This is a genomic window from Wolbachia endosymbiont of Culex quinquefasciatus Pel, assembly GCF_000073005.1.
Classification (GTDB): domain Bacteria; phylum Pseudomonadota; class Alphaproteobacteria; order Rickettsiales; family Anaplasmataceae; genus Wolbachia.
This window is the reverse complement of the sequence record NC_010981.1, coordinates 892,834-919,321: the sequence shown is the minus strand read 5'-3', so window position 1 is coordinate 919,321 and position 26,488 is coordinate 892,834. Positions and strand designations below refer to the sequence as shown.

The window sequence follows — 26,488 nt, the reverse complement described above, 5'->3', positions numbered from 1 at the left end:
TACATTATTATAGGGTCAAAACTCGCTATACGGGGATTTATTTGCCTTTTTAAATTTATTAAGCTTTTTAATATCTATAGTTAATATATTTAAGAGTACAAAAATACCAACCTTTATGTAAAATAATAAAACTTCTAGCTTTTTTGTTGTGTAGAGTTTATCATTTTTATTTAACTTTAGTGAGATTATGTCAGACCTTGCAAAGAGGATGTCTCTGATAAAACCATCGCCTACAATCGCTGTGACCGATAAGGCAAACAGATTAAAAAGCGAAGGAAAGAAAATTTGCGTTTTAGCTGCGGGAGAGCCGGATTTTGACACTCCAGATCATATAAAAAAGGCAGCTATTCAATCGATAAATGAAGGCAAAACTAAATATACTGCTGTTGATGGAACGCGTGAGCTTAAAGAGGCGATAATCAATAAGTTAAAAAGGGATAACATTCTAGAATACACACTTAGCCAAATCTGTGTTGGTGCTGGTGCTAAGCAGGTGTTATTCAATTTGTTCATGGCAACAATTAACCCTGGGGATGAAGCTATAATACCAGCTCCTTATTGGGTTTCATATGTTGATATGGTAAGTCTTTTTGGCGGACTGCCAGTTGTTGTAGGGTGCAAACAAAACTTTAAGCTGATACCGGAGTTACTGGAAAGCAATATAACTGAGAAAACTAAGTGGTTAATTCTCAACTCACCAAATAATCCAGCAGGAATTGTCTATACATATGATGAATTGAAAAGCATAGCGCAAGTATTGCTTAAACATCCACATGTGAATGTTGTTACAGATGATATTTATGAGCACATAGTATACGACGAAAAGTTTTTTACCATTGCTCAGGTTGAGCCAAAACTTTATGATAGAGTTTTTGTGGTCAATGGAGTATCAAAAGCCTATGCAATGACTGGCTGGAGAATAGGTTATATTGCAGGTAGGAGTGATATAGTAAAAGCTATTTCTACACTGCAGTCTCAAAGTACTTCTAACCCAAATTCAATAGCACAAGCAGCAGCAGTTGAAGCGTTAAACGGTGATCATAGTTTTTTGAAAGAAAGAACAAGAATCTTTAAGGGTCGTAGAGATTTTGTAGTAAAGAAGCTAAATTCTGCTCCAGGATTGTCAGCATCTATTCCGCAAGGTGCATTCTATTTGTTTGTCTCGTGTGAAGGTTTATTGGGTAAGAGTACGAAAAGTGGTAAAGTAATAAATAGTGATCTTGATTTCGCCGAATATTTATTAGAAGATCATTTAGTTGCTGTTGTTCCAGGAATTGCATTTGGTCTGAAAAATTTTATCAGAATTTCTTATGCAACCTCTCAGGAACAATTAGAAATTGGATGTGATAGTATTACTAAAGCATGCGAAATGCTAAGTTAACTTTTTAATATTCCTATATATAATATTTCAGTAAGATAGAGTTGATTTATGGCTTGGGTGTATTTGCTATTAGCTGGTTTGGTTGAAATAATATGGACCACAGCACTGAAATATAGCAATGGCTTTACTCGTGTTATACCTGTAGTAATTATTTTAGTTAGCGGTTCTGTGAGTCTTTACTGGCTATCGTTAGCAATGAAGTCTATTCCTCTTGGAACATCTTATGCAGTTTGGACTGGTATAGGCTCTATAGGTGCAGCGATAATAGGAATAATGTTTTTTAATGACCCAGTAAATTTTGGGCGTTTATTTTCCCTTGCTTTGGTAGTGCTGGGTATCATAGGATTAAAAGTATTTTCCAATTAGGAAAAGTTAAGTACGTCTATTTTACCACCTCAGGACTTTCTACTAAAGTTGCTTTGGATTTTTCAGTTCTCGAAGAGGGCATTCCTATTGATTTAGAAAGTACCTTTCTAATGTTCAATATTTCATTTTTCTCATTTTGTTGAGTTAAGTTAATGTCGTTTATTTTATTCACTAAATCTTTTCCTTCCTTTAAAATTTTTAAATCGCTTTCGTTGATATGATGTTCATTTTTAAATTCTGCAACGATTTCTTTCTTCTTTGGATGAGTATTCAGAAATTCTAATATCTGGTGTTTAGCAACAGCTTGAATAAATTTCTTATCGTGAAATATTGAATTGTTATGTAGTTCTTCTAGGCTTTTATCATATTGTTTTGCTTCGTTTACAGTAAGTTTTATTATTTCTTCTGCGCTACTTAAAAGTTCCCTGTATAACTTGTCGTATCTATTGCCTGTGTGTGCGGCAAATGTTTGTTCAATGTATTTTGTTATGTAGTTTTGTAGCGTATTGTCTATTGTACCTATGTTCATTCACTCACCTTGCTTTTATATTATATTTTACACACAAAAAGGTTAATATTTAGTTAACTACAGCGTTTCTGATACTGAATTTCATTAAAAATTATATTATTTAAAGTATAATCGGTATCACGAAATAAAAGCGTAAGTAAAATGAATTTTGTAACAAAACTAAAACTTATAGTAAAAAAAATAAAGCTTAAGATGAACAAGGGTAAAATTATAAAAATCCTTATCATCTGTGGTATAATTTTTTTCATATACCTTATCCATGAACCAGTTATAGATATGCTAAAAGGTCTCTTTTAAGAAAGATACTCGGATTAGAGTAGCTATTTACAAAAGTGTTGCTCCTTGCTGATAAAATACCTATAATTCTGTTTTTTAGGTAATATTAGGATTGCAGAGAAACTTTTTCATATGGTTGCTAGCATCACTATTTTATGCATACCAGTATATATTGCGTGTAATTCCAAATATAATCGCGCCTGAATTAATAACAAAATTTAACATAAGTATTACAGATGTTGGTCAATTTGGTGGGCTATATTATATAGGCTATACGCTTGCTCACATACCTGTTGGTCTTGCCCTTGATAGATTTGGGCCAAAGTTTGTTTTACCTGCGTGTATTGTCTTAACATTTGCTGGAACATTGCCGCTAATATGCTTTGATCAGTGGTATTACTCAATACTTGGTAGAATGATTGTTGGAGTTGGGTCATCTGCTTCAGCAATTGGGCTTTTCAAAGTTGCAAGCATGTATTTTTCACAAGAAAAATCAGCAAGGATGGCTAGCTTATCTATAATAATAGGGTTACTGGGAGCTATTTATGGTGGATTACCTCTAGACTTCTTGCTCAATAAATTTGGTTGGAATTATGTTATATACACTTTCTCAGCGTTTGGTTGCTTGCTCGCCCTACTTTTATTCTTAATAACGCCAAATTCTAACATAGAGGAGAGTAGAAATGACAACATACTTCAAGATTTAAAAACTGTACTTTTCAATAAACATATCATTCTAATCAGCTTTTTTGGGGGCTTGATGGTTGGGCCACTAGAAGGTTTTGCTGATGGTTGGGCAAAAGCGTTCTTATGTGAAGCATATCAAATGACCGGAGATTTGGCATCTTCACTTTCCTCTCTCATGTTTATAGGTATGGGAGCTGGATCATTCTTTCTCGCTTATTTACTGGAGAAGTATCCAGACAAACATTACGAGGTGATTATTGCGTGTTCTTTTGCAATGATCGCTAGCTTCCTCTTGCTTTTTACACAATTTGGCGGTTTATATATTGCATTACCTACACTTCTTGTTATCGGCTTTGCATCTGGGTATCAGGTAATTACTATTTACAAGGCAATAAGTTATGTAAACAATAACTTGGTAGGCTTAGCCACAGCTGTATCAAACATGATAGTTATGGTTTTTGGCTATTTTTTTCATACTGGAATTGCAAAAATAATAGACTTATGTTGGAATGGAACGGTAATACAAGGAAATCCTGTGTATGGTACTGAGTTACTAGTAAAAGCAATATCAATTATTCCTGTATGTTTGCTTTTGGCTGTTTTTGGATTTATGTGGTTAAGGAAAAGGTCTTATGACAATTGCTTCAGAAAGGATTTGTAACTCTGAAAATAATTTAAAGTCTTGTGATAATGAAGTTTATCTCTCTATAGAGAAGGAACTGCAGCGTCAAAGATCGCAGTTGCAATTGATTGCATCGGAGAATTTTGCAAGTAAAGCAGTGATGGAAGCACAGGGTTCTTTTCTGACTAATAAATATGCAGAAGGTTATCCTGGTAAAAGATATTACTGTGGCTGTGAGTATGTAGATGAAGTTGAAAATCTGGCTATAGAAAGGCTTTGTAAGCTGTTTAATGTTAAATTTGCAAATGTTCAACCTCACTCTGGTTCTCAGGCAAATCAAGCAGTGTTTGCTTCACTACTTACTCCGGGTGATACAATACTTGGATTGTCACTGAATTGTGGTGGACATTTAACTCATGGTGCAGCACCAAACCTTTCTGGTAAGTGGTTTAAGTCGATCCAGTATACAGTTAATAGAGACACTTACCTGCTTGATATGGATGAGGTGGAAAGGCTAGCGCTAGAGCATAAACCGAAGCTAATCATTGCTGGTGCTTCTGCTTATCCAAGAAAAATAGATTTCGAGCGCTTTCGTGAAATTGCGAATAAAGTTGGTGCATATCTGCTTGCAGATATTGCTCACTATTCAGGGCTTATTGCTGCAGGTTGTTACCCATCACCTGCTGAATATGCGCATATTATAACTTCTACAACTCACAAGACTCTACGTGGTCCTCGTGGTGGAGTGGTAATGACAAATGATGAAGCGTTACATAAAAAAATTCAGTCTGCAGTTTTTCCAGGATTGCAAGGTGGGCCACTTATGCATGTGATAGCTGCAAAAGCTGTTGCATTTAAGGAAGCATTAGCGCCAGAGTTTAAAACTTATAGTAAAAAAGTTGTGGAAAATGCGAAAGTGTTAGCTCAAGCGCTGCAAGGGCATGGGCTGAACATTATAACCGGTGGCACTGACTCTCATATAGTGCTAGTTGATTTAAGATCACAGAAGTTGAAGGGAAAAGACGTTGTAAATAGCCTTGAGAGAGCTGGCATTACCTGCAATAAAAACTCCGTGCCGTTTGACACAGAAAAACCAACCATTACTTCAGGGCTCCGTTTTGGTACCGCTGCTGAGACAACACGCGGACTTGAGAAAAAAGATTTTAAAGAGATAGCTGATCTGATAAATGAAATAATTCAGGGATTAATTGATGGAAATAGCCCTGATGTTGAAAAAGCAGTGAAAAATAAAGTTGAAAGTATTTGTAGTAATTTTCCTATTTATTAATTTATTTAGCATTGGAATTTCCTTCCTTTACTTTGGATTAAACTATTGTATAGTGATTTTATACCTCTTTAATTTTATGATAAATGTACCTAGCATAGAGAGTTGTGATTTTCACAATAAAAATGTTCTGCTCAGGGTTGACTTCAATGTTCCTATAAAAAATGGAAGAATTTGTGATGCCACTCGTATTTTGAGAGCGCTACCTACCATTCAGTATTTGGCAAATGCGGGTGCAAAAGTTATTGTTATCTCACATTTTGGGCGTCCAAAAGCCAAAGACAGTAACTTATCGCTAAAAAACGTAGTTGAAACTTTATCGCGGCTGCTAAGCAAAGAAGTGAAATTTATTGATGATTGTATTGGTGAGAGAGTACAAAGAGCAATAAATGCGATGGATGGAGGAGATATAATATTACTAGAGAATCTGAGGTTTTATAAAGAAGAAGAGCAGAATGATTCAAATTTTGCTAAACAATTAGCATCTCTAGCAGATATATATATAAATGATGCGTTTTCTTGCTCTCACAGAGCTCACGCTTCTATTTCACGCATTACGGAATTTTTACCTTCTTATGCAGGATTTTGCTTGCAAGATGAGCTAAAGTATCTTGAGCAAGCTATATCGTTTGACGCTAAACCTATTACTGCGATAGTTGGTGGAGCTAAAATATCAACTAAAATAAAAATGCTTATAAAGCTAGCAGAAAAGGTTGATTACCTTATTCTGGGCGGCGCAATTGCTAATAATTTTTTGTTATTTAATAAAGTTAATATAGGCAAGTCTTTTTTTCAAAATGGCGTTGATGATCTTCTGCACGATATTGTTGAGACGGCAAATAAAAACAATTGCAAAATAGTTGTGCCAGAAGACGTTTTGGTTGCAGTAAATTCTGATTATAGCACTGGCGTTTTAAGAAAAATTGAATCCATTTTGGACGGTGATATAATTTTAGATATCGGACCTCAAACTTTAAGCACAATAAGCGGTATAATAGCAAGCAGTAAAACTCTGCTGTGGAACGGACCTATTGGTGTTTTTGAACATTCAGCTTTTGCAAATGGTACAGTAGAGGTGATGAGAGTAGTAAGTGATTTGACACACGAAGGAAAATTAACCAGTGTAATAGGAGGAGGAGATAGTCTATCTGCAATAAATACTGCAGGTCTTGCCGATAAAGATTTTACATATATTTCAACTGGTGGGGGAGCGTTTTTAAGTTGGCTAAGTGGTGATGAGATGCCAGGACTGCGATCAACATTAGATTAAAACTTTTTTAAGTTGTTGCTTATACCCTAGCTTCTTTATGAATATGATTATGTCGAAAATAGCTAAGTTAATCTTGTGCTTAATAATACCAGTAATAGGATTTGTTTTTTACATTAAGGAGCATTATCTCAATGATGCAAATTCACAAATTGGCTTTGAGCCGTTTTTCAAAACAGATTCTTCAGATCCAGACTATATTCCACCACTTCCAGAGTTGACTGATTTTGATAGAGGAGTGTTAAGGGTTTGTGGAGATTGGGGAACACAGCCTGATGAAGAAGATTTCAGAATTTTGCTTGATTGTCCGCAGCATCAAGAAGTGGTGAAAAGGATATACGATAAGCTTGATCATCAGGTGATTACACCTAGTGCAGACTTGGGGTTGTTTAAAGATGAATTGACTAAGATTTGGTTTACAAATAGCGGAACTGAAAAAGAAACTATAGGGTTTGGGCATATTTTTTGTGGTGAACCAGATAGATTGGGGCTAGGTGGTATGCATTTTGTAGGTAGATATGTTGAGGCTCAAGAAAATAAGTGGGCGGGTGCGATTTGGGATAATGAATCTCTGTGCAATAAATTAGATATTAAGCCACCTGTTTACACATTTGGAATGAAATATCTAGGTAAGGATGGAGAAGTGAAAGTTAAGTGCCCAAGTGGGTACGCGTATAACCTTCATGCTGATGATATTTTAGTTTCTGCAACTAAGGCGTTTAAGGAGCTGGGAAAAGATGGAATGTGTCTGTATAAAATGGAAGATGACAATTATCAATCAGTGTTTGTGAGAAAGAAAGACGCTATACTCACATTCTATCCTGACTTAACACCAAAATGTAATGATAAGAGTATTAATTGTAGCTGTAGCAAGTCTTGATTGGCTGAAAAAAAGTAAACATTTTATGTGTGTTATGCTAATTTAGTTATATTAAGGGCAATTTGTAGAGCTACATGAAACTTATAGTAAAAAAATGTTTGTCTGTTTTATTTCTGTTGCTGCTTGTAGCGCCTCTTTTATATGGACAACAATCTTGTTTAAGTGATATTGAGAACGATTTTCAAGATTTGAAAACATCATTAAAAAATCCAATATTTTTAGATCCTGCACCGAGTTTAAATTATGATGATAGAGAAGGCAAAAAAGTGTTGATGGTGGTGGTGCACCATACCGAATCACCAACATTAAAAAGTACAAAATACGCATTAAATTCTTCAGGGATATCAGTACAGCTTATTGTTGATAGAGATGGTAGCATTACTCTGATGGTTCCACTTGAAAAACGAGCATGGCATGCTGGTATAAGTTATGCGAAAGTTCAAGTAGATAATGTGGTTGAAGAGCTACGAAAACTGAATGATTATTCTATAGGTATAGAGATTGTAAACACAGGGCTTGAGCCTTTTCCAGAAGAGCAAATGAAATCTGTCAAAGATCTGATTTTGTACCTCATGAAGCGCTTTAAGATTAGAAAAGATATGATATTTAGTCACGCTGAGATAGGCACTATAGTGTACAACTCAGCAATTGAAGGTTACGCAATGCGTAAGCCTGATCCACATAAGTTATTTGATTGGGAGTTATTAGAGAAAAGTGGTATTGGATTGCATATAGGTGATAGAATCAGTCCTCAAGACGCAGAACAAAAAGTAAATGAGGTTTTGTATAAGGTAGGTGATAAGAGTGAAAATATTTTGAAATTAAAAAAAAGGTTAAACGGTTTTTTTTATAAAATACTGCCTTGGAATGATAGGGAAGGTAATATGATTTTTCCTGACAATAATGCTAATTACTCAAATGAGTTTGATGAAAATTTTGCGTGGGTTATCAATCAGTTTTCAATGCACCACTTGCCGAAAGAGATTAGAAAAGACTTGCCTCTAAAATTAGAACAAGAAGATATTTTGCCTGAATTTTTAGTTAAGTATAGAAATCTTATTTTTAGTGAATTCTTATCTTTAAGTGATAAAACTCAATTAAGCTTAAAGCCACCATTTTTGAATGAAGAGGATTATAAGCATTTATTATCTTCTCTTGCAGAATATGAAAATAATATTTCTTCTGATGCATTTGCTATGCTCATGTACAAGATTAAGCTATATTATGACTCTTATCTAAGATACAATATAAGATCTTCACTTTATATTCCATTTAGACTTAATTCATTTGAAAAGCTAGATATTTTAAAGAATGAAATATTATCTTTTAAGTCTATAAGCCCTGAAAAGGCTATAGAAGTCTCGAATTTGATTAATGAGTTTAGGTCGAAAATTTTATCTGATTTCCAAAATTTTGAAAAGCAATGGTTTCAAGAATTTAAGGACACTTGGAAACAAAAATTTATACCGAATATGGAAAGGCAAATGTCTTGGACTGCGCTACATGAAACTGTGTTGGAATATTTAGAAAAGGCGAAGAAAGAAGTCTAATGAGTATTACAATGACCAGATGCATGGGCAGAGAAAAATAAAGGCACATGCATCTGGAAGTATACAAAAATTTCTAAATGAGATTAATATAGTATTGGGATGACAGAGTTTAAAAAATAAGTTACTTTTTTTATTTTTGGTAAAAAGTATTCTATGGGTATTAAAATTGCACCTTCTATACTTTCAGCAGACTTTGCAAAATTAGGGGAGGAAGTAAAAAGAATTAGCGACTTGAATGTAGATTATATACACATAGACGTTATGGATGGAAATTTTGTTCCAAATATTACAATAGGTCCGAATGTTATCTATGCGATACGTAAATATAGCAACCTTCCTTTTGATGTGCACTTAATGATTAAATCTCCTGGTGACCATATTGAAAGTTTTATAAATGCTGGTGCTGATATTATCACTATACATGCAGAAGCAGAGATACATCTTGAGAGGCTAGTAAGAAAGATAAAATCATATAAAAACAATACAAAAAAAATAATACAAGTTGGAGCTTCAATTGTTCCTTCAACTTCTCCAAGCGTGCTTGAGTATATAATAGATGAGCTAGATATTGTGCTAATTATGACAGTCAATCCTGGATTTGGAGGACAGGAGTTTATTCATTCGCAGTTGAGTAAGATATCTACTGTGAGGAAAATGATACAGGACCGTAATCTTAAAACACAAGTTTCAGTAGATGGTGGAGTTAACTTTTCTAACGCAGCTGATATAATAAAAGCAGGTGCAAATATATTAGTTGCTGGATCAGCAATATTTAAAGCTGAAGACATGAAAAAGGCTGTAAACGATCTTAAAAATCTTTCGTTATAACCCTACAGATAACACAAACCATTTTTGTTATCTTGTCAGTTTTAAAAATTCCTATTATCCCAGTGTTTCGACACTGAGATAATAGAAAGTAAGTTCAACCTCAATAGAAACCTGATGACGAGTCATTATTACCAAATTTTGGTCTGCTTCTATTACTAAAACCAGAACGAGGACGAGTAGGTCTATTACTATGATAATTATCTTCAGGTTTTTTATTAAACGAGTTGTTATAATAATTATCCCTATTATTTAAACCATCTCTCCTTTCTTCATTGTAAAGCTTACCTTCAAAAAATTCACCTGTTTCTTGATCAACACGACGTCTTGATAATTTTGGACATCCACCTTTTTCAAAGTCAATTATCAAAGCTTTGAAGGTATCACCCTGTTTAAGTATATCCTCAATGGACTCTACATGTTGATTAGCTACCTCGCTTATATGCATTTTTCCTTTTCTTCCATTAAGAAGTTCTAGCTCTACAATAGACTTCTCTATCTTTACAACTTTAGCATCAATTATAGAACCTTGTTCTAGCTCTGTTATTGAATCAATCATCATATTCTTTGCAGCTTCAGCTTCAGTACTACTAATGGCAAAAACAGAAACTTTACCGTCATCCCCTATTTCAATTTTTGCATTACTTCTTTCACATACACTGCGTATATTTTTTCCTTTAGTACCAATAGCTGCAGAAATTTTATCTTTATCTATATAAAACGATAACACTCTTGGTACATGATCTTTTATATCCTTACGATGTTCTGAAATTACTGCATTCATTTTTTCTAAGATATGTAATCTTCCGACTTTTGCTTGTTCTAAAGATTTTTCAACAATTTCAAAGCTTATACCAGGAATTTTCATATCCATCTGCAGTGCTGTAATCCCTTCGCTAGTTCCTGCTACTTTGAAGTCCATATCACCAAGATAGTCTTCATCGCCCAGTATATCAGAAAGTATTATATGCTCATTTTTGTCTTTGATGAGACCCATAGCAATTCCTGCAACGGGAGCCTTTATTGGCACACCTGTATCCATTAATGCAATGGAAGTTCCACAAACTGTTGCCATAGAAGAAGAACCATCAGATTCCATAATCTCAGATACTACCCTTATTGTATAAGGAAATTCAGATTTATCAGGTAAAACAGGATGAATTGCTTTCCAAGCAAGTTTACCATGACCAATTTCTCTCCTTCCTGGTGCGCGTATAGCAGAAGCCTCTCCAACAGCAAATGGAGGAAAATTATAATGCAACATAAAATGTTCACGTCTATCCCCTTCAATGTCATCCACAATTTGCTCATCTTGTGTAGTACCAAGAGCAGTAACAACTAGTGCCTGAGTGCTACCCCTTGTAAATAGCGCAGAACCGTGAGTCTTGGGTAGAATGTCAGCCTCAATTTCTATCTGGCGTATTTCATCATACTTACGGCTGTCTATTCTCACACTTTTCCTTCTAATCATTTCACGCACTAAAGATCTTTCAAAGCTTTTTACTGCATAAGTAATTAACTTTTCGTCTTTTCCAGCCTCTTTAAGAGTATTCAATATATTATTCCTGACTACTTCTAGAGCTTGGACTCGCTCTTGTTTTACTGTTTTTGAATATGCTTCTTCAAAGTCTTTTCGATATTTTTCAAGTTCTTGAGTTATATCTGATATATCAACAGGAGCAAAGCTTTCAGGTTTATTGCCAACTGTATCAGCAAATTCTTTTATGAGCTTAATAACAGGTTGAAGGTGTTCATGACCAAATTTTATTGCGTTTAAAACATTTTCTTCAGAGAGCTCTTTGACTTCCGATTCGACCATTAAGATCGAATTTTCATCACCAGACAAAAACAGATCCAAGTTGCTCGCTTTCATCTCTTGAACGGAAGGATTGAGTATATAATTGTTATTTTCATCACAACCGACCATGACTCCAGCTATAGTAAAGTGGAAAGGAACACCAGAAATTGCAAGAGCTGCGACGGTACCTATCAATGCTGGTACTTCAGGAGAATTGACCGTATCGTAAGTTAACAGATTACATACTACACTAATTTCATCATGAAAACCTTCAGGAAATAACGGCCTTATACTTCTATCTATTACTCTTGAAATTAAAGTTTCTCTATCAGATGGTTTTCCTTCTCTTTTAAAAAAACCACCAGGAATCTTACCCATGGCATAACTTTTTGCAATAAACTGCACATTTAAAGGGAGAAAATCAACACTTTCTTCCTTCTTTTTTCGTACAACAGTGACTAAGATAGAAGTATCTCCATAATTTACAACTACTGAACCATCAGCTTGACGTGCTATTTTCCCAGTTTCTAAAGATAAGGTACGCCCCTCCCAATCTATAGATTTTTTTATAATTTCAAACATACAAAATTCCTCGATTATTTTCTAATGCCTAACTTCTCTATTAACTCTTGATAGGCTTCATTACCAAATTTACGTTTTATATAATTTAAGTGCTTGCGCCTTCTACCTATCAATATAAGTAAACCGCGCTTAGAATTATGGTCATGCTTATGCGCTTTAAAATGCTCAGTTAAATTACTGATCCTCTCGGTCAAAATTGCACACTGTACAAAAGATGAACCTGTATCATCTTCTTTAATTGCATATGTACTAATCAAACTTTTTTTCTTTTGGGATGTTATTGACATCTAAACCTCATTTCAAAATATTAAAAACACGAATAGGCTTCACATAACCATGAGTAAAACTGCAAATTGCAATAGGTACATTACCCACTATCGTACAAAAAATATCATAATTCTTTAAATTACGCAAGTTATTTAATATAATTTCTTGACCTTTTCTGATTTTCTCCGCTTCCTCTAAGGAAATTTCAACTTTGAACATCGATTTTAAAGCCGATTCAATGGGAATGATGAAGCCTTTTGTATTACCTCCATCATCTTCTGTCATCCCACCCTCCGATGTCATCCCAGTGTCAAGCACTGGGATCAAGCCTATTTCATCACGAACATTGTTTTTGACATATGCTCCTAGAATCTTTTGTCCATTACATGATTTGTAAGTATTTGTATCCAGTGTCAAGCACTGGGGAGAGTAAGTTGTTGTGTTTTTTTTAGTAAGTTGCTCAATTGTCACTGATTCATCTTCCTTAAAATCACCTACCATCGTTCTTCTTAATTGTGTAATATGTCCAAAACAATTTAATTCAATTCCAAGATCTCTTGCAATTGATCTTACATATACGCCGCTACCGCAGATCATAGAAAAATCGGCAATATTATTTATGGTGTCCAAAAATATCATCTTTAGTTCATGTATTTTGACTTGTCGAGGTTTTATATTTACCTTTTGCCCACTTCTTGCTAATTTATATGCTCTTGCTCCCTTGATTTTCACTGCTGAAAATTGAGGAGGAGTTTGTGTTATCTCACCAATAAAATCCTTAATCGCACAGTTTATTTGGTTATATTCGGGTTTTATATCGCTAGTTCTAATGATATCACCACCCAAATCATCCGTAGTTGTTTGTTTTCCCCATTTTATTGTGAAATTGTATGCCTTTAAGTCACAAGATAAATACGGTATAGTTTTTGTTGCTTCACCAAGAGCGATCGGTAATATACCTGAAGCCAAAGGATCAAGTGTTCCCAAATGTCCGGCTTTTTTTATTCCAAAAATCCTTTTAATTTGAGTTACAGCTTGTGCAGAACTCATTCCTGTTGGTTTATCAAGATTCAGCCAGCCATTTACCATGTATCAATCTTACATAATTAGTAACAATTTAGAAAGTAGATAAAATATTAAGTTGTTAATAAAAATGCTTGACTAGTGTGCATTGTTAATATACAATTAACTTTTTATTAACCTTAATTAAGGAGGAAGTAATTATGACTACTATATGGAAATTGAAAAATATAGCACCCATAACAAAAATGAGTATTGAAAGTACAGTTGCAACTGCATCTTTAGCAGCAGCAATAACAACATTATTGATTGCTACTAAAGTAATTGCTGGACCTGCGTCTTTAGCACTTATTGCTAGCCCTGCTGGAATTGCAGTTCTATTTATTGCCGCTGTATATTTTGCCGCAGCAGCTTATGCTTCATATCAGCAAATGCATAAGAATGAAGAAATAGGAGTGAATGTTAAAGATACAGATTTCTTTGTTCTTCTTGGTGATATGGTAAAGAGTGGTGAAGTTGTTGAAGAAAATCAGAAATTAAATCTGAAACTTTCAAAAGATGATTATGAAGCATTAACAAATGGTAAAAATGTTGGTGATGAAGTAACTCTGAATGTGTTGCTAAAAAATAAATCAGTTGAAGTTAAATTTAAACACGTTGCTGTTGCTAACGATAATGATAACTATAAATTGGAATTAATTAGCGTAGATGGTGAAGTTCAGCTTGCTGAAATGAAAGAAAGGTTAGCTATGGCTCCTGATTCTAAGTCATTAACAGTTGCGGTAGGTGATAAAGATCTTGAAGCTTTAAAGAATGAAGTTCAAGCTAAATTAGCAGAGGTTGCAGTAAATGCAGCTCTATCAAAAATTGCTCAGAAGTAAGCAGTTTTAAATCGAGAAAAAAAGAGGTAGAGTTATCTCTACTTCTTTTCTCTATCATTTAGGTACGTAAGATCTATCCCACACCTCAACTACATCCTCACTGAACTCTATTATCTTTACTTTTTTGAATTTATGGCAGTTGTTTATGGATTGAATCCCTAGATCTCCTATAAAAGGAGTGGCATCATTGCCTAGAATTTTACCACTGCGACAGATTATTAATCTATCAATCAAATTATGCTTTAATAGCTCTGTAATTAATATTCCTCCACCTTCAACTAATAACCTTGTTATGCCAATTTCTGAAACAAGTTTTGATGCCATGTCTTTTAGGCAGACTTTGCCAGCATTGTTTGAATTAACTACTAAGTAGTTAATGTTTTTTATTTTTTTCTTTACTTTATTGTTTGTAATTACCCAAGTTGAACCTCCTGTCATCCCAGTGCGTGACACTGGGATCCATTCTTCTTCTTTTTTTCTAGATTCCAGCGTCACGCGCTGGAATGACATCGAAAGGTATGCTGTTGGCTCTTTGCTTAAATCATGGTTATATAAGGTATCTGCAGTCTTTGCAATATTATGCTCTTCCTTCAATTTCCCTTGGCTATCGATAATTAGCCTTATTGGCGACCTGTCTTCGAGTCCTGGTAATCTGCAAGTTAAGAGAGGATCGTCATTGATAAGGGTACTACTGCCAATCATAATTGCATCATATTTTGCTCTGAGCTCATGTACCCAATTTCTCGTATCTTCACTTGTTATCCATTTGCTATCACCTGTAAATGTTGCGATTTTTCCGTCAAGAGTTGTTGCGATTTTGCAAGCTATGAATGGTCTATGAAATTCTTTAGTGGTGAAAAAACCGACATTCAATACTTCTGCCTCTTTTTGCATAATACCTTGCTCAACTTCAATTCCTGCTTCTTTCAGAGCTTTAATTCCTCCACCTGAAACTCTACTATCTGGATCAATTGCTGCAATTACTACTCTTTTTATTCCTGATTTTATGATTTCTGCAGTGCAAGGTTCTGTAACTCCAAAGTGGCAGCATGGTTCAAGAGTGACGTACATAGTTGCACTATGAGTTAAATCTTTAGCATTTTGCAAAGCAACTACTTCTGCATGTGGACGTCCACCGATTCCTGTGTAGCCTTCACCGATCACCATACCGTTTTTTACAATGATACATCCAACAGCGGGATTTGGTGCAACACTTCCAAGACTTTTTTCTGCAAGTTTTAATGCGATCGACATGAAATAATCATCGGTCATTAGAAAGAAGTCATTTCGTATGAGGTATCAAAAATTCTTCTGTGCTCGTGTATGGCAAATCTATCTGTCATACCTGAGATATAATCACATATTATTACTGAACGCTGAGATTCACAAGCAAGCTTGTTCCACTCTATAGGTAATAACCCTGGGTTTTCATAAAAGCATTGAAAAAGCTCCTGTACTATACGTTTTGCTTTGTTCATTGTTCTGGTCAGTTTATAACTTCTGTATATTTTTTCCATGTTAAATTTTTTCATCTCTTTTGTGGCATTTGCAATTTCTGGTGAAAATGTGACTAGCATTGTATTTAGACCTCTTACATCTTCTACGCTTTTTATTTTGTAGTCTTTAATATTTCTTTCAGTCTGAAAAACGACATCATTTATCATAATTCCTATAGTTCTACTCAGTGATTCATGTATGAGTTTGCTTTGAGCCAATTCTGAATGTTCGCTTTTTACTTCTTTGAACATTTTGCCAATTAAAGGAACATCGAGCAAATCTTCGGTTATTACTAAATTTGCCCTGAGTGCATCATCAAGATCATGAACACTATAAGCAATGTCATCAGCAATCGAAGCAACTTGTGCTTCAAGACTTGAAAATTCTTCAAGCTTTAGATCATATTTTTCATTGTATTCTAATAGTAGCTGATTATTTGTGTGGGATACCGTATTTTGACCGAGTAAAGGACCGTTATGCTTTGCAACGCCTTCAATCACTTCCCAACTTAGATTCATGCCATTAAAGTCAGCATGTTTTTGTTCAAGATAAGTTAAAATCCTTATAGCTTGAACATTATGATCAAACTTATACTTCTCCTTATCAACTTGAACTAGAGCATCCTCACCTGTGTGACCAAATGGAGGATGACCAAGGTCATGTGCAAGCGCTATGCATTCAGTGATGTCCTCATCTAAGCCAAGTCTACGAGCAATGGATCTTGCAATTTGTGCAACTTCAAGGCTATGAGTTAGCCGAGTACGATAGTAATCATGCTCATAATTGATAAAAACTTGTGTTTTGTACCCCAATTTCCTAAACGCATTAGAGTGAATAATGCGGTCCCTATCACGCTGAAAGCAGCTGCGATTTTCATCTTCTGGCTCTTTAAAATTTCTTCCTTTTGTTTTATTTGGAAAGCACGCGTAACTTAATAGAAAATTATTGTTTGACATGTAAAATTTCTACTATAATAGGTTATCAATAATGAACGGTGGTTGTTATGTCAACAGATTACAATATTAGCTTAACTGACAATGCATTAAGGAAAATCCACTCCCTTGTAGAACAGGAAGGAGATGAGAGTTCTATTTTGCGGGTTGCAGTTTCAGGTGGTGGATGCTCTGGCTTCAAGTATAATTTTCTTATGGATCAAATAAATAAGAAGATGTCTTTGGATGACGATTTTGACGATGATGAAGACGACGATTTTGACGATGACGAAGATAGCGAGGATTATAGAAGCCACTCCAGTTTTAGTGAAAAAGGTAAAGATATAGTAATTAATGATGAGAATGGAAACCCTGTATTAATGGTTGATAATTGTTCAGCGAAATTTTTAAATAACTCAACTATAGATTATACTGAAGATCTAAGTGGTTCTGGTTTTCAAATCAAGAATGCTCTCGCTAAGTCTCGATGTGGGTGTGGTAACAGTTTCTCGGTCTAATTCTCCCTCCTGGATCTTTTTATAATATGGACAGTGATGTAGCACTAGAGCTAGCTTCTGTGAGTAAGAGCTTCAAAAAAAGTCCTGCCATTGTAAAAGATATCAACCTGAAGATTACAAGAGGGCAAGTAGTTGCATTGATTGGTAGTTCAGGATCAGGAAAAACAACTATATTGCAAATTGCAGGTCTATTGGATGAGCCAACTTTAGGTATAGTGACGATAGATGGAATAAATTGCACACAAGCCAGTAATAAGCATAAAACTCATGTAAGAAGAAATTTTCTTAGCTTTGTTTATCAATTTCACTATTTATTACAAGAGTTATCAGTGTTGGAAAACGTTATGCTTCCTCAGCTCATTGCAGGAAAAAGCAAAGCTGAAGCAAAAAAAAAATCGCAAGCAATATTGGAAAAATTTGGTTTGGAAAGTAAAGCAAGTAGTATGGTATCTGAAATTTCTGGTGGAGAGAGACAGAGGGTTGCAATTGCAAGAAGCATTGTAAACTCTCCAAAGCTTTTACTTGCAGATGAACCAACGGGAAATTTAGACCCAACAAATTCTTTGAATGTATTTTTACTGTTACATTCCTATGTAAAGGAAAATAACAACTCTATGCTTATAGTAACGCACAACTATCTCCTTGCAGAAAAAGCAGATCACATTTTTCAGTTAAAAAACCGATCATTAGTAAAGCTGTAAATGGAAGAAACAGTACAATACAAAGCTACCTATAACTTGTACTTATTTAACCAATGGTCATTAACAGAGTGTAATTCGCATGAAATGCTTTCATTGTTTTTTATACACGGGCTCTTTAACTTACGCTGTTTACTTAGAAAGCATCCTGACAGCATAAACATTGCTAAAACGAGAAATAATAATTGCCTAAACATAACAAGACTTTTTTTATTTATATTAATACGTTCATTTCTCTCATTTGTAAAGTTAGGCATATTCTTTTACTCTTATCTCTTTTTTAACTTTTTTGGAGGAAGTGACTGCACTGTTTAAGCGTAGTTTTATATAATTATCTATAATTTGAGCTACTTCCTCTTCTTTATCCCTTAAAAAGTGGTTAGTATCGTCTACTATATGGTATTCCATATGGTTATTTTTTACCGAATTTATTAACCTTTGTGCTAATTCTGTTACATCGCTTTCTTCTGAAATTGTATCATTATTACTTTGTATTATAAGTCCAGGAACTGGGCAAGGAGAGAGAAAAGAGAAATCGTACTTAGTTGCTGGAAGAGAAAGGGCAACAAAACTTACTATCTCTGGACGGCGCATTGTCAACTGCATAGCTACCCATGCTCCAAAAGAAAAACCGACTATCCAAATTGGAACGTTGTTAGAGTTATGCTCCTGAAGCCAATCAATAGCTACTGCAGCATCAGTTAATTCTCCTATACCCTTATCAAAAGTTCCGGTAGATTTTCCGACACCACGAAAATTAATTGTCAATGCAGAAAAGTTATTATCGATAAAAGATTCATATATAGTATGTATAATCTTACTATCCATACTACCACCATATTGAGGGTGATGATGTAAAATTAGCACAACTGGTGCATTGGTATCTTTGCTTTGATGATATCTACCTTCTATCTTTTTTGTTGCATTATTTAAAAAGACTTCTACCATGATTGCTCCTAATAAAAACCTGTTTTGACAGGGCTTGATAATGTAAATTATTTATTAATTATGTATTAATTTCACTGTTTTTGCAATAAATTTTTTATCGTGTTAAAGTTAACATACATAATTGGTTAATGGTAAGTGACAAATAAGCCTGTGAGTTTATTCTCTCTGGAAGAAAGTAGTTGCGTGTATGCTGATTATAATGCAACTGCTCCAGTGAGTAAAAATGTAAAAAAAAGTATACTTGAGATTTTGTCAAAACAAACACTAAATCCATCATCTCTGCATAAAAGAGGACAAGAAGCGAGGAAGATTCTTAAAGAGGTAAGAGATAACGTACGTGATGCTCTTAGCATTCCAGATGATAAAGAAATAGTTTTTACGTCTGGTGCAACTGAAGCAAACAACCTCGTCATGAGAGGAATGAAAGGCTATCTGCATGTAATTTCAGCTACAGAGCATCCTTCAATTCTTAATTCTGCATGTAATCCACATATAATACCCGTTAATCAAGAGGGTATTGTTGACTTTTTAGAGCTAGAGAAAATTCTAAGCGAACTTGAAGGGAATAAAGTAATAATTTCAGTGATGATGGCTAATAACGAAACTGGAGTTATCCAGCCTGTTAAGGAAATAGCTAAAATAGCACATAAATTCGGGGCAATCTGTCACACTGACGCTGCTCAAAGTGTTGGGAAAATCAAAGTAAATATGGAAGATTTAGGAGTGGATTTACTTACTTTATCTGCTCACAAATTTGGTGGTATAGCAGGTAGTGGAGTTTTAATATTTGACAAAAAGCTTGTAATAGAACCTACTATAATAGGTGGTGGGCAAGAAAGAGGATTGCGTGGTGGTACAGAAAACATTGTTGCAATTGCAGGTCTTTCTGCTGCATTGCAAAACATTCCAGATCTTCTATCAAAAATGAATGAAGTGGAGAAGCTGCGTGATCAATTGGAGTGTGAATTATTAAGTCTTGTCAGTGATATCAAGATCTTTGGCAGAAATTCTGAAAGATTGCCAAATACAAGTTTTATTTATATGCCGAGGGTAAAGAATGATCTGCAGCTCATGCATTTTGACTTAAATAATATTGCAGTCAGCAATGGTTCTGCATGCTCTTCTGGAAAAGTTGGGCCTTCTCATGTTTTGCTTGCAATGGGAGCAACAAAAGAGCAAGCAGAATGTTCAATTAGAATCAGTATAGGTCCGGAGGTTAAACCGCGAGACATAGAAAAAATAGTGGATTGTTGGTATAGTATCTATAAGAAGAATGCTTTAGTAAATGCAAAAACTACTTTCACCATTCCCCTTAAATCATGATAGAGGGAATGGTGAAAGTAATTTCTATTGCCAGAGGTTGTTATAATAGTTAAATGCTGCTGAAAACCGATTTGCTTATAGTTATGGAAGAAATTCTCTAATTGCATACCACACCATTCAATTGTAGTATGTCATTTTATACTTGATAAAAACGCTGTATTGTATTATAATATATCATCAAGAGATAATAAGGAGTTACATATGTCTTATATGAAAAACGAACAGGATATTCGCTCTCAGGGCGTTTATTATAGTGCTGGACTCAGGAGTTACCTAACTAAAGTATACAATTATATGGCTTTAGCTTTAGGTGTTACAGGGCTTGTTGCGTTTTTAACAGTGTTTTCTGGTCTTTTCCAGGTGATTTATTCCAATCCTGTTCTATCGCTTGTGGTAATGCTATCTCCAGTTGCATTGGTGTTTTATATGTCTTTTAGGCTTCAACACCTAAGTGCTCAGTCAACACTTACTGTATTTTTTCTATTCTCAGTTTTAATGGGAATTTCTTTATCTCATATTTTTATAATTTATACTGCAGAAAATATAGCGAGAGCATTTTTCATTACATCGATCATGTTTGGTTCTATGGCTTTATATGGTAATACTACAAAAAAAGATCTTACCAGCATGGGTTCTTTTTTGATTATGGGAATCTGGGGGTTAATCATTGCATCTATAGTTAATCTGTTTCTTGGAAGCAGTCCTCTCTATTTTGCAATATCGTTTGTATCAGTGATAGTGTTTACTTTAATGACCGCATACGATGCTCAGAGAATCAAAGATGTTTATTATAGATATAATGATGGCTCAGAAGTTGCAACTACTAAGCTGGCAATACTTGGTGCAACTAATCTTTACTTTGACTTCATCAATATATTCCTCAATTTACTCAGGTTACTTAACTTGTTCAACAATAAGGATTAGATGATTTCCTTTTTAAGGGGAAACAATAAAAGTTCTATAGTTTTCCTCCTAATATCTTTAGTGGTATTGATGCTGTGTCTTGCATATGCTTCAGTACCGTTGTATAGCATCTTTTGTAAAGCTACTGGATATGGTGGCACAACGAGAAAAGTAACTAATGCAACAATAAATGCAACTGACCAAAAAATCAGGGTTCACCTTAATGCTGATATAATATCAGGTCTGCCTTGGGAATTTAAATCAGAAACTAACTACATCGATACAAATATAGGGCAACAAAGTTTAGTATTTTATTATGCAAAAAATTTATCTGATCAGCCTTCTTTTGGAATGGCAGTGTATAATGTCACACCTTTTAAAGCAGGTAAATATTTCAATAAAGTTGCATGCTTTTGTTTTGAAGAGCAAATGCTGCTACCAAAACAAAAAGCGGCTATGCCCGTATCCTTTTACGTAGACCCTGAAATAATGCGTGACAATAGTACAAAAGATTTAAGTGAAATAACACTATCATATACGTTTTTTAAGCTTAAATAACAAACCTTTTCCTATTGTAATCCGAACAAGGTTGTACGATACATCTATTGAATTGAGCAGGAGCTCTTATTTGCTTTTTGCACACTGACTACTTGTGTTTCAGTGTTCGTTGTTGCTAATTCCCATCCTTCATTATTTGCTTCACAAGCATTCCAACATTGAGCCAACTCCTTATTATTTTTTACAGAATCTGGTATTTCTATGTTGGGTTTTTTTTCTAATGTATGCTCAATTAGAATTTTACAGCAATCCTTGGATTTCGTTGACTTATCTCTACCATATAATTTAGCAACATAGTCTAAAGCGGTATTTCCACCATAGTTTTCATTTGGGTTATCATTTACTCCCGCTTTTATGAGAGCTTTTAATATATCTGGAGAACGAGCCAAAACGCAGGCATGTAAATATCCTTTTTCATTTTGCACATTAGCTCCTGCTTTTATTAAAACTTGCGCTAAATTTGTTAAAGTGTATAATTTATAATTAATGGCAATAGAAAAAAGACTATCTATTGGAAAGCCATCATAATCTTTCAAGTCAAATTGGTGATTAATATCAAATCCTTTTTTTCCCAAGAAGTATATAAATATTTACAATAATCTCTTTTTTTATCTGATTTTTGTATTCTATATTCTAACCTTTCTTTTATTTTTTTTATTACATTGTTAACATCCAAATCATTATCTTCATCCACTTTGCACAACACATTGAATAAAACACCATAAAGCCAAATTTCTCTGTTCATGATAATTTGTGCCTCAAAACTATTAACAATACGCTTATGTAGTGTATAAACTCTAAATAACATTTTGCAAAAATATTAATTGCTAGATAACATAATTAAAGTTTTTGTCTTACATTTATCATGGTTAGAGCTATACAAATTAAAAAAACTGGGGGGCCAGAAGTATTAGAATTTGTAGATAAGAGCATAGGTGAGCCAAAAGATGAGGAAGTCTTAATACGTCATACAACTATCGGCTTAAATCGTTATGATTTAGAACACAGAAAAGGTACACGCAAAATTAAAGATCTGCCATCAGTACTTGGAGTAGAGGCAGTAGGAGTTGTTGAAAAGCTTGGTAAAAAAATTAGTGATGGACTTAAGGTTGGAGATAGAGTTGGATATTGCACAGCTCCTCCAGGGGCATATTGTGAAAAGCGCATTGTACACCAGAAATATTTGATAAAAATTCCGAATGATATACCTGATGAAGTTGCTGCTGCAGTATTGTTTAAAGGTATGACAGCTCACTATTTAGTTAATCAATCTTATAAAATCAGGCCTGGTGCTTTTGTACTAGTTCATGGAGCTAATGGTGGTTTGGGGCAAATAATATGCCAATGGGCAAAGGATAAAAAAGGTATAGTGATAGGTTCTATAAGCTCTGACGAAAAAATGAAGATAGCTTTACAAAGTGGCTGCACATACGCAATAAACTACAATGATAAAGACTTCGTTTCTAAAATCATGGAGATTACGAAAAATAGAGGAGTAGGTGCAGTGTATGACCCTATAGGTTACGCTACAAGCAAGCTCTCTTTTGAATCTTTAGGTAAGTTTGGCATATATGTTTCCTATGGGCAGATATCAGGTAATGCTCCTATTAATTTCTCTTTACTTAGTTCGCGTTCGTTATTTGCAGCTGGAACTTCGATATATCACTACAAGCACAATAGACTTACGTTAGTGCTTACTGCAATGGAAATTTTTGAAATGATAAGAAAAAAACTTTTAATTGTACGAATTAATAAAAAATATAAATTTGATGAAATAATAGAGGCTCATCGTGACATGGAAAATAGAAAAGTAAGTGGGCTAAATATTATCAAAGTTTCTTAAATAACTTAGTAACCTAAAATAATTATTCATTAAGTCATATCAACAAGAATTTCACATGGTTAGTTTTCTTATAACAAGTTAGTTTATTTGATGCAGGTGTAGAAGTTGATGATGTGTGTTCCTAGCTTTAGCTATTAGTCAATTCTTTCCATCCAAGAATCATTTTATTAGCTTGCCTCAATGTTTCAATAGAAGGCAAGTCTTCTGTGCTTAGTGGTAGACGAACAGTTTTGTGTTCTATAAGCCCAATGTCATGCAAGAGTGCTTTAGTAGGTATTGGATTGCTGGCAGTAAATAGAGTTTTGCAAGCTTGTTGCCAACTGTCTGCCTGAGGGTTCTCGCCACTCATGCATTGCTTAACATATTCATGTACTACACTTGGCCAAACATTGGCAGCAACAGAAACCAGACCAGCCGCACCCTTAGCAGCCATATCGGGTATCATATTATCATCTCCGCAAAAGACCTCAATATTTGGTGCAACTTTCTTATACTGAGTTAAAGTATCAACGGTGCCACTTGAATCTTTGATAGCCCAAAATTTTTCGTGGCTGGATAAGTTGCGTACAGTTTCAGCGTGAAGACTCACTCCTGCTCTTGATGGAATATTGTAAAGCATGGCTGGCACATGTGCTTTTTCAAGCAGCTTTTCAAACCATAAAGTTTGCCCCATGATTCCAGGCTTTGCATAAATGGGAGTTGTCATTAGATAGCCATGAATAGGCATACCCTTGCAAAAATCAAGCCATTCAAGAGTCTGATATAGATTCACTCCTGGTACACCAATTATAATTTTCGTATTTAATTTTAGCTCACATACAAATTCAACTAATGTGCGCTTTTCAGAATCAGTAAGTGATAAGCTTTCACCTGTGCTACCTAGCAACACTACACCATTTTCAGTTTCAGCTTGCATTGTTAGTAAACGCTGCAAGCTTTGGTAATCTATACTATCTCCACTGCAATTAAAAGGAGTAACACAAGCAGTCCATAAAAATGTAGATTTCAATTGAAGTTATTAAAATGGTATTTCATCATCGATTAGTTCGTCTTTTATATCGTTGTCAAAACTTCCGTGTTTATCTTTTTGTTCTGTTTCATTTTGTTTGTATTCACTTGGCTTGTAATCGGAGTTTGACATACTGTTTCGTGAATCTAAAAGGGTAAGGGCACTATTAAAGTTATATAGCACCACCTCTGTCGTATACCTTTCGCTACCATTTTGGTCAGTCCATTTTCTAGTTCTCAGAGAACCTTCAACGTAAACTTTACTACCTTTGCGCGCAAAATCCTTAACAATTTTTACTAATCCTTCACTAAAAATTACAATATTATGCCATTCTGTCTTTTCAGAGCGCGTACCAGAAAATTTGTCAGTCCAACTTTCAGACGTGGCTATTGAAAAACTTGCCATCTCTTTTCCATTTTGTGTAGTCCTAATTTCAGGATCTTTTCCTAGATTACCAACTAATATGACTTTATTTATAGTACCACTAGACATAATTATGCTTTAAAATAAATCTCTTTATTATCTTATGTGAGAGTATTATTGTCAAATTTAATTAAAAACGCGCTTGGAGGGATTCGAACCCGCGACCTTTGCCTCCGGAGGGCAACGCTCTATCCAACTGAGCTACAAGCGCAGATGTATTAGATTATTTAATAGATAAACTATCTAAATCAAATTTTTGTTCTGGATAAAGCGTAAACATAATACCTCCATGTCCAAAATGTACATTTTTAGAATTGCTTATCCGTTCTTTTGTTATCTTTTGGTTTACAGCCCATGAAAAAGTTACATAATTTTCAGTTACTGAGTGCACTTTTAAATCCTTAGTATTTATAAACAACTTTCCATTTACCCATATTTTCCATGTATCGGGGGAAAAGTATAAAATTGAATCTAAACTGACTACTTTACAATTGAAATTTTCTTCCTCTGTAACTCCTGAAGACTGTAAGTTAAACTTTTCCATCTCACTAACTATTCTATTAACCTGCTCTTCATCAAAAAAAATGCTTTTTATGCTACCATATTGCGATAAAGTACTCTCTGCTGCCTCTTTTATTATATCGTCTAGATCTATATAATAATTGTTGATAAAAAAACACTCCTTCGCACGCAAATTTGCTATATCAATGAAGTCATTTATTTCTTGATTTCCAACTTTTAAAATACTTTTTAAGTACTTCTTTTCTATAATCATTCCATCATTAGAATGATGACAGACCATTTCATCATTGCCTTGTCTTTCTATATATACACATAAATTTTCACTATTTAACCCTAATATTTTATGCTCAATAAAATCTTCATTACTAATATGCTGTTGGCAAGAATATTTTTTACAAATCCCTATATTTTCTACAAGATCTTCGCAATTGCAATATGCACTAACATTAAAAAACAGCAGCGTAAAAATAAAAAACAACTTTATATTCATCTACTTAATATGGTATACCAATCAAAAACTATACTAGCTCTCACTATCTCTATCATATTACCACTTAAAATCTGGTTTATAACTTTAGCATCTATATTTCTCTGCTTATTCAAGGTAAGAGATCTGATCATAACATAACCAGGAAGATTTGGAATAGACTGTAGAAATAAAAAAATATGCTTATCGCTAATTGAGCTTAAACTTAGAACCACTTCACTTCTTATTACTTTTGTATGTTCACTTTTATTGTGGAGTTCAGCTTCTTCAGGTATAGAAATTGATATTTCAGGTTCTAACATGTAGTGTTTTTTATATAGCTTGTTAAGCTCAAAATTTAAATTTGTAATGTATCTGCTACTATGTAAATTTGAAGAAGAAATTCTTTTCCATAAATCTAGGTTTTTATTTAGAACGACTTCTTTCTTTTGAATTTCAATGATCTGTAAATTAATAGAGCGTATTTCTTCAGCTGCAGTTTGATTTTTATTATAAACCTTTTTGTTATAGATAATAAAACACGTTGATAACCCTATTAATACAACAGATAACAATAAGTAATATATGCACTGAATTGTAGCTTTTCTTTTTAGTTGAGAGATAGTCATCAA

28 protein-coding genes and 1 tRNA gene are annotated in these 26,488 nt (G+C 34.3%); 15 read left to right on the top strand and 14 right to left on the bottom strand.

Translation table 11 applies throughout. The features are described 5' to 3' along the window. Window positions 1-187 precede the first annotated feature (187 nt). Together WP_RS04190 and WP_RS04185 are read left to right on the top strand one after the other, a co-directional pair. Window positions 188-1,381 (top strand): pyridoxal phosphate-dependent aminotransferase, encoded by a 1,194-nt coding sequence (locus WP_RS04190; RefSeq protein ID WP_007302247.1) that lies wholly within the window; start codon window positions 188-190, stop codon window positions 1,379-1,381. Window positions 1,382-1,429: 48 nt separating this feature from the next. Then, window positions 1,430-1,747, top strand: a complete 318-nt coding sequence (locus WP_RS04185; RefSeq protein WP_010403511.1) for a DMT family transporter — start codon at window positions 1,430-1,432, stop codon at window positions 1,745-1,747. Between the two features lie 16 nt (window positions 1,748-1,763). On the opposite strand, the gene WP_RS04180 is transcribed toward WP_RS04185, so the two are convergent. Beyond that, window positions 1,764-2,276, bottom strand: coding sequence for a hypothetical protein (locus WP_RS04180; RefSeq protein ID WP_007302245.1), 513 nt, complete (start codon window positions 2,274-2,276; stop codon window positions 1,764-1,766). 388 nt (window positions 2,277-2,664) lie between these two features. Between WP_RS04180 and WP_RS04175 the strand changes: the two genes are divergently transcribed. The 6 genes from WP_RS04175 (at window position 2,665) to rpe (ending at window position 9,671) form a co-directional block, all read left to right on the top strand. Then, window positions 2,665-3,900: an MFS transporter gene (locus WP_RS04175; RefSeq protein WP_007302244.1), complete on the top strand. Its 1,236-nt coding sequence runs from the start codon at window positions 2,665-2,667 to the stop codon at window positions 3,898-3,900. Continuing rightward, on the top strand, window positions 3,872-5,149 hold the full coding sequence (gene glyA, locus WP_RS04170; RefSeq protein WP_007302243.1) for a serine hydroxymethyltransferase: 1,278 nt from the start codon (window positions 3,872-3,874) through the stop codon (window positions 5,147-5,149). Before WP_RS04175 ends, glyA begins: the two co-directional genes overlap by 29 nt. A gap of 79 nt (window positions 5,150-5,228) precedes the next feature. Next, on the top strand, window positions 5,229-6,416 hold the full coding sequence (locus tag WP_RS04165; RefSeq protein ID WP_179943647.1) for a phosphoglycerate kinase: 1,188 nt from the start codon (window positions 5,229-5,231) through the stop codon (window positions 6,414-6,416). Window positions 6,417-6,465: 49 nt separating this feature from the next. After that, window positions 6,466-7,293, top strand: coding sequence for an EndoU domain-containing protein (locus tag WP_RS04160; protein ID WP_012481925.1), 828 nt, complete (start codon window positions 6,466-6,468; stop codon window positions 7,291-7,293). A gap of 74 nt (window positions 7,294-7,367) precedes the next feature. Further along, complete coding sequence (locus WP_RS04155; RefSeq protein ID WP_007302240.1) at window positions 7,368-8,843, top strand: N-acetylmuramoyl-L-alanine amidase; 1,476 nt, start codon at window positions 7,368-7,370, stop codon at window positions 8,841-8,843. Between the two features lie 153 nt (window positions 8,844-8,996). Then, complete coding sequence (rpe, locus tag WP_RS04150) at window positions 8,997-9,671, top strand: ribulose-phosphate 3-epimerase (protein ID WP_007302239.1); 675 nt, start codon at window positions 8,997-8,999, stop codon at window positions 9,669-9,671. A 100-nt stretch (window positions 9,672-9,771) separates the two neighbouring features. Here rpe and pnp read toward each other — a convergent pair whose 3' ends face one another. From pnp to truB, 3 genes are read right to left on the bottom strand one after another with little or no spacing between them, the layout of a single operon-like run. Continuing rightward, window positions 9,772-12,048 (bottom strand): polyribonucleotide nucleotidyltransferase, encoded by a 2,277-nt coding sequence (pnp, locus tag WP_RS04145; RefSeq protein WP_012481924.1) that lies wholly within the window; start codon window positions 12,046-12,048, stop codon window positions 9,772-9,774. Between the two features lie 14 nt (window positions 12,049-12,062). Beyond that, window positions 12,063-12,335 carry a 30S ribosomal protein S15 gene (gene rpsO, locus WP_RS04140; protein WP_007302237.1) on the bottom strand — a complete coding sequence of 91 codons (273 nt, stop codon included), beginning with the start codon at window positions 12,333-12,335 and terminating at the stop codon, window positions 12,063-12,065. Window positions 12,336-12,342: 7 nt separating this feature from the next. Then, complete coding sequence (gene truB, locus WP_RS04135; protein ID WP_007302236.1) at window positions 12,343-13,404, bottom strand: tRNA pseudouridine(55) synthase TruB; 1,062 nt, start codon at window positions 13,402-13,404, stop codon at window positions 12,343-12,345. 134 nt (window positions 13,405-13,538) lie between these two features. On the opposite strand from truB, the gene WP_RS04130 reads away from it, so the two are divergent. Beyond that, window positions 13,539-14,216 carry a hypothetical protein gene (locus WP_RS04130; protein WP_007302235.1) on the top strand — a complete coding sequence of 226 codons (678 nt, stop codon included), beginning with the start codon at window positions 13,539-13,541 and terminating at the stop codon, window positions 14,214-14,216. Window positions 14,217-14,270: 54 nt separating this feature from the next. On the opposite strand, the gene ribD is transcribed toward WP_RS04130, so the two are convergent. Further along, a complete protein-coding gene (gene ribD, locus WP_RS04125; RefSeq protein ID WP_012481923.1) occupies window positions 14,271-15,488 on the bottom strand; it encodes a bifunctional diaminohydroxyphosphoribosylaminopyrimidine deaminase/5-amino-6-(5-phosphoribosylamino)uracil reductase RibD in 1,218 nt (405 codons plus the stop codon). Further along, the gene (locus WP_RS04120) at window positions 15,488-16,669 is read right to left on the bottom strand and encodes a deoxyguanosinetriphosphate triphosphohydrolase (protein WP_007302233.1); all 1,182 of its coding nucleotides are present in this window, start codon (window positions 16,667-16,669) and stop codon (window positions 15,488-15,490) included. Before WP_RS04120 ends, ribD begins: the two co-directional genes overlap by 1 nt. Before the next feature lie 47 nt (window positions 16,670-16,716). On the opposite strand from WP_RS04120, the gene WP_RS04115 reads away from it, so the two are divergent. Both WP_RS04115 and WP_RS04110 read left to right on the top strand, forming a co-directional pair. Further along, window positions 16,717-17,163 (top strand): HesB/IscA family protein, encoded by a 447-nt coding sequence (locus WP_RS04115; protein WP_007302232.1) that lies wholly within the window; start codon window positions 16,717-16,719, stop codon window positions 17,161-17,163. Between the two features lie 26 nt (window positions 17,164-17,189). Then, on the top strand, window positions 17,190-17,864 hold the full coding sequence (locus WP_RS04110) for an ABC transporter ATP-binding protein (protein WP_007302231.1): 675 nt from the start codon (window positions 17,190-17,192) through the stop codon (window positions 17,862-17,864). A gap of 246 nt (window positions 17,865-18,110) precedes the next feature. Here the strand turns inward: WP_RS04110 and WP_RS04100 are convergent, their stop codons facing one another. Further along, entirely contained in the window at window positions 18,111-18,809 is a 699-nt protein-coding gene (locus WP_RS04100) for an alpha/beta hydrolase (protein WP_007302230.1), read from the bottom strand. 135 nt (window positions 18,810-18,944) lie between these two features. Here WP_RS04100 and WP_RS04095 point away from each other — a divergent pair, with 135 nt between their 5' ends. The 3 genes from WP_RS04095 (at window position 18,945) to WP_RS04085 (ending at window position 21,593) form a co-directional block, all read left to right on the top strand. Continuing rightward, window positions 18,945-20,132, top strand: a complete 1,188-nt coding sequence (locus WP_RS04095) for a cysteine desulfurase family protein (RefSeq protein WP_007302229.1) — start codon at window positions 18,945-18,947, stop codon at window positions 20,130-20,132. Between the two features lie 201 nt (window positions 20,133-20,333). Further along, window positions 20,334-21,056: a Bax inhibitor-1/YccA family protein gene (locus tag WP_RS04090; protein WP_007302228.1), complete on the top strand. Its 723-nt coding sequence runs from the start codon at window positions 20,334-20,336 to the stop codon at window positions 21,054-21,056. Further along, complete coding sequence (locus WP_RS04085; RefSeq protein ID WP_010407017.1) at window positions 21,057-21,593, top strand: cytochrome c oxidase assembly protein; 537 nt, start codon at window positions 21,057-21,059, stop codon at window positions 21,591-21,593. A 44-nt stretch (window positions 21,594-21,637) separates the two neighbouring features. Here WP_RS04085 and WP_RS04080 read toward each other — a convergent pair whose 3' ends face one another. Beyond that, window positions 21,638-22,129, bottom strand: a complete 492-nt coding sequence (locus tag WP_RS04080; protein WP_019078644.1) for an ankyrin repeat domain-containing protein — start codon at window positions 22,127-22,129, stop codon at window positions 21,638-21,640. Next, entirely contained in the window at window positions 22,126-22,338 is a 213-nt protein-coding gene (locus tag WP_RS07720; RefSeq protein WP_231834395.1) for a hypothetical protein, read from the bottom strand. Before WP_RS07720 ends, WP_RS04080 begins: the two co-directional genes overlap by 4 nt. 120 nt (window positions 22,339-22,458) lie before the next feature. Between WP_RS07720 and WP_RS04070 the strand changes: the two genes are divergently transcribed. Continuing rightward, the gene (locus tag WP_RS04070; protein ID WP_007302226.1) at window positions 22,459-23,436 is read left to right on the top strand and encodes a quinone oxidoreductase family protein; all 978 of its coding nucleotides are present in this window, start codon (window positions 22,459-22,461) and stop codon (window positions 23,434-23,436) included. A gap of 127 nt (window positions 23,437-23,563) precedes the next feature. On the opposite strand, the gene dapA is transcribed toward WP_RS04070, so the two are convergent. From dapA to WP_RS04045, 5 genes are all read right to left on the bottom strand, one after another. Then, window positions 23,564-24,445, bottom strand: coding sequence for a 4-hydroxy-tetrahydrodipicolinate synthase (gene dapA, locus WP_RS04065; protein WP_012481921.1), 882 nt, complete (start codon window positions 24,443-24,445; stop codon window positions 23,564-23,566). 9 nt (window positions 24,446-24,454) lie between these two features. Next, a complete protein-coding gene (gene ssb / locus WP_RS04060; protein ID WP_006014313.1) occupies window positions 24,455-24,937 on the bottom strand; it encodes a single-stranded DNA-binding protein in 483 nt (160 codons plus the stop codon). Window positions 24,938-25,005: 68 nt separating this feature from the next. Then, window positions 25,006-25,079 (bottom strand) — tRNA-Arg (locus WP_RS04055). Between the two features lie 12 nt (window positions 25,080-25,091). Further along, on the bottom strand, window positions 25,092-25,880 hold the full coding sequence (locus tag WP_RS04050; RefSeq protein ID WP_007302224.1) for a hypothetical protein: 789 nt from the start codon (window positions 25,878-25,880) through the stop codon (window positions 25,092-25,094). Further along, on the bottom strand, window positions 25,877-26,485 hold the full coding sequence (locus WP_RS04045) for a hypothetical protein (RefSeq protein WP_007302223.1): 609 nt from the start codon (window positions 26,483-26,485) through the stop codon (window positions 25,877-25,879). The genes WP_RS04050 and WP_RS04045 overlap by 4 nt, the downstream gene beginning before the upstream one ends. Window positions 26,486-26,488 lie beyond the last annotated feature (3 nt).